Origin of the sequence: Actinoplanes sp. NPDC048791 (assembly GCF_040650095.1) — a bacterium.
Taxonomy (GTDB): domain Bacteria; phylum Actinomycetota; class Actinomycetes; order Mycobacteriales; family Micromonosporaceae; genus Actinoplanes.
Genome location: NZ_JBEZGQ010001064.1, coordinates 1 through 2,764, shown reverse-complemented (window position 1 = coordinate 2,764; position 2,764 = coordinate 1). Strand labels below are relative to the sequence as shown.

Here is a 2,764-nt window from a genome sequence, read left to right as displayed (position 1 = left end):
GCGTACGAACAGGTTCGCGCCGAGGGTGCACAGCACCGACAGCACGATCGACCCCAGGACCATGAACAGGCAGCCCATCCCGCCACCGAGCGGTCGCACTTCCACGTTTCCGAATCGCATGGGCGCCGGGTACCCGGGCCGACGGCAGCCAATCCCTCAGCAATGTTGAACTGCATGGTTCAGTGTCGTAAGGTGAACCATATGGTTCAGCAAGAGGTTCTCGACCGGGTGTTCGCGTCGCTCGCCGATCAGCAGCGCCGCCGGATCCTGGTCCGGCTCGGCGAAGGCCCGGCCACCATCGGCGAGCTGGCCGAGCCGGTCGGGATGAGCCTGACCGGCATGAAGAAGCACGTCCAAGTGCTCGAGGACGCGGGCCTCGTCGTCACGGAGAAGGTCGGGCGGTCGCGGCAGTGCCGCCTGGGCCCGGCGCCGCTGGACGACGCCATGGCGTGGATCGCCTTCTATCAGCGGCTCTGGGCCCGCAAGCTCGACGGCCTCGACGCCTACTTCACCCTTCGCAACGGCACGGAAGGAAACGCATCGTGACTCTCGACATGCGCATGACCCGGCAGCTCCCGGCCACACCGGCCGAGGTCTTCGACGCCTACACCGACGCGGAGCAGCAGAAGATCTGGTTCAGCATCCTCGACGAGCAGCCCGGCATCGTCGAGATCGAGGTGGACCTGCGGGTCGGCGGTCAGCAGACCGCCGTGTGGGGACCCGACCGCGACACCCTGTTTCGCGAGACGCAGACCTTCGTGGAGATCGACCGGCCGCACCGGCTGGTCACCGAGTCCACCGGCACCAGCCCGGACGGCATGACGATGAGCACCCGGATCGAGGTCACCTTCGAGGCGGCCGGCGACGGCACCCTGATGACCGTCGTGCAGAGCGGCTTCCCGGTGCCCGAGGTCCGCGACTTCTTCGTCAGCGAGGTCTGGGTGGGAGCCTTCGACCGCATCGAGGCGTTCCTGATCCGCGGGACGGAGCCGGCCGATGCGTAACCGCATGCTGGTGATCACGGCCGCCGCCGGTGCGGCGGTGCTGATCAATCTGATCCTGTACGGCGTCGGCCGAGCAGCCGGCGGCACCTTCCGCTTCACCACACCCACCGGCCCGGCCGAGGTCGACGGCGTCACCGTGGCGGCCTTCAGCGCCCTGCCGCTGCTGGCCGGGCTCGTGGCGGTGGCGCTGCTGTCCCGTTTCGGCGCGTGGGTGACCCGCACCGCGCTGATCGTCGGCCCGTTGCTGGCCGTCGCCACGATCGTCGTGATGACGCTGCCCACGGACCTCGATACCGCCAGCAAGGTGACTCTCGCCCTCTGCCACCTGGTCCTCGTGCCGATCATCATCGCCGCCGTCCGGCTGCTCGGCCGACGAGCGGAGGTCGCGGGCCAGGTCGACGTTGTCACCGGGCCAGCCTAGGGAGAAAGCGGAGGTGCCGGGCCGGCCTGTGGATAACGCGGAGGCGCCGGCCGGCCTGTGGATAAAACGGAGGTGACGGGCCGACCCGCGGACAATGTGGAGGTGCCGGGCCGGCCTGGTGAGAAGCGGAGGCGGCGGGCCGATCGAAGGACAAATAGGATCGTGGGTATGCCGAAAATCGTCGCGCTTCGGCGCTATCCCCTGAAGAGTGCGCTGGGCGAGGCCCTGGACGCGGCCGACGTCGACCGCACCGGCCTGTCCGGCGACCGGGTCTGGGCGTGCGTGGACGGCGAGGACGGCACGGTCGGCAGCGCCAAGCACCCGCGCCGCTGGGGCCGGCTCCTGGAGGTCGGCACGTCCCTGCACGAGGACGAGCTCACCTTGCGGGTCGGCCCATCCGCCGTACGAGCGGGCAGCGCCGAGGCCGACGCGGCCCTGACCACGCACCTGGGCCGGCCGGTACGGCTCAGCCGGACCGCGCCGGCCGATCCGCGCCTGCACCGGGTGCTGCCCGACGACGCCGGCATGGTCCCGGAGTGGATGGCGGGCAGTCTGCCCGGCGAGGAGACCGTCAGCCCGGTCGGCGGCGTGGAACGGCTCGGCCGGTTCGCCGACTTCGGTGCACTGCACATCGTGACCACGGGCGAGCTGGCCCGGCTGAGTGAGCGCAGCGGCGGCGCTCCGGTGTCCGCCGCCCGGTTCCGGCCGAATGTGATCCTCGACCTGCCGGAGGATCCGGAGCCCGGCACCGAACTGCGGCTGGGCGACGTGGTGCTGCGGATCGACCTGCCCACCCCGCGTTGTGTGATTCCCGGGCTGGGGCAGGGTGAGCTGCCGGCCGACAAGTCCGTGCTGAGCACGCTGGCCCGGCAGTACCGCATCCAGGTCCCCGGCCTCGGCCGCGCCGCCTGTTTCGGCACCTACGCCGACGTCGTCCAGCCCGGCCGGCTCGAGGTCGGTCAGGTTGTGCACTAGGAAGGCGCGGTAGCTGGGGCAGACTGGCCGGATGAGTCGAGAAGCCCTCGGGGTCGCCGTCGCCGGTTTCGGCTGGATGGGCCGGGTGCACACCCAGTCCTACCTGCGGGTCCCGCACCACTTCCCGCAGCTCGGGGTCCGGCCGGAGCTGGTCGCGGTCGCCGACGAGGTGCCCGGCCGCGCCGCCGAGGCTGCCGGGCAGTACGGCTTCGCCGGTGCGACCCTCGACTGGCGCGAGCTGGCCACCGACCCGCGCGTCCGGGCCGTGAGCATCACCGCGCCGAACTTCCTGCACCGTGAGCTGGGAGTGGCGCTGGCCCGGGCCGGCAAGCACATCTGGATCGAGAAGCCGGTCGGCCTGGAC

The 2,764-nt window shown here is 71.1% G+C and carries 5 protein-coding genes; all 5 read left to right on the top strand.

The window, feature by feature from the left end:
* Positions 1–201 precede the first annotated feature (201 nt).
* Entirely contained in the window at positions 202–546 is a 345-nt protein-coding gene (locus AB0C29_RS42190; protein ID WP_360833086.1) for a metalloregulator ArsR/SmtB family transcription factor, read from the top strand.
* The gene (locus tag AB0C29_RS42185) at positions 543–1,004 is read left to right on the top strand and encodes an SRPBCC domain-containing protein (protein ID WP_360833083.1); all 462 of its coding nucleotides are present in this window, start codon (positions 543–545) and stop codon (positions 1,002–1,004) included. Before AB0C29_RS42190 ends, AB0C29_RS42185 begins: the two co-directional genes overlap by 4 nt.
* A complete protein-coding gene (locus tag AB0C29_RS42180; protein ID WP_360833080.1) occupies positions 997–1,425 on the top strand; it encodes a DUF6069 family protein in 429 nt (142 codons plus the stop codon). Before AB0C29_RS42185 ends, AB0C29_RS42180 begins: the two co-directional genes overlap by 8 nt.
* 168 nt (positions 1,426–1,593) lie before the next feature.
* The gene (locus tag AB0C29_RS42175; RefSeq protein ID WP_360833077.1) at positions 1,594–2,400 is read left to right on the top strand and encodes an MOSC domain-containing protein; all 807 of its coding nucleotides are present in this window, start codon (positions 1,594–1,596) and stop codon (positions 2,398–2,400) included.
* A gap of 31 nt (positions 2,401–2,431) precedes the next feature.
* On the top strand, positions 2,432–2,764 hold a 333-nt coding region (locus tag AB0C29_RS42170; protein ID WP_360833075.1), incomplete at its 3' end, for a Gfo/Idh/MocA family oxidoreductase.

Coding starts and splice junctions, on each gene's coding strand:
- AB0C29_RS42190 (WP_360833086.1), top strand. CDS start 202: ATGGTTCAGCAAGAGGTTCTCGACCGGGTGTTCGCGTCGCTCGCCGAT.
- AB0C29_RS42175 (WP_360833077.1), top strand. CDS start 1,594: ATGCCGAAAATCGTCGCGCTTCGGCGCTATCCCCTGAAGAGTGCGCTG.
- AB0C29_RS42180 (WP_360833080.1), top strand. CDS start 997: ATGCGTAACCGCATGCTGGTGATCACGGCCGCCGCCGGTGCGGCGGTG.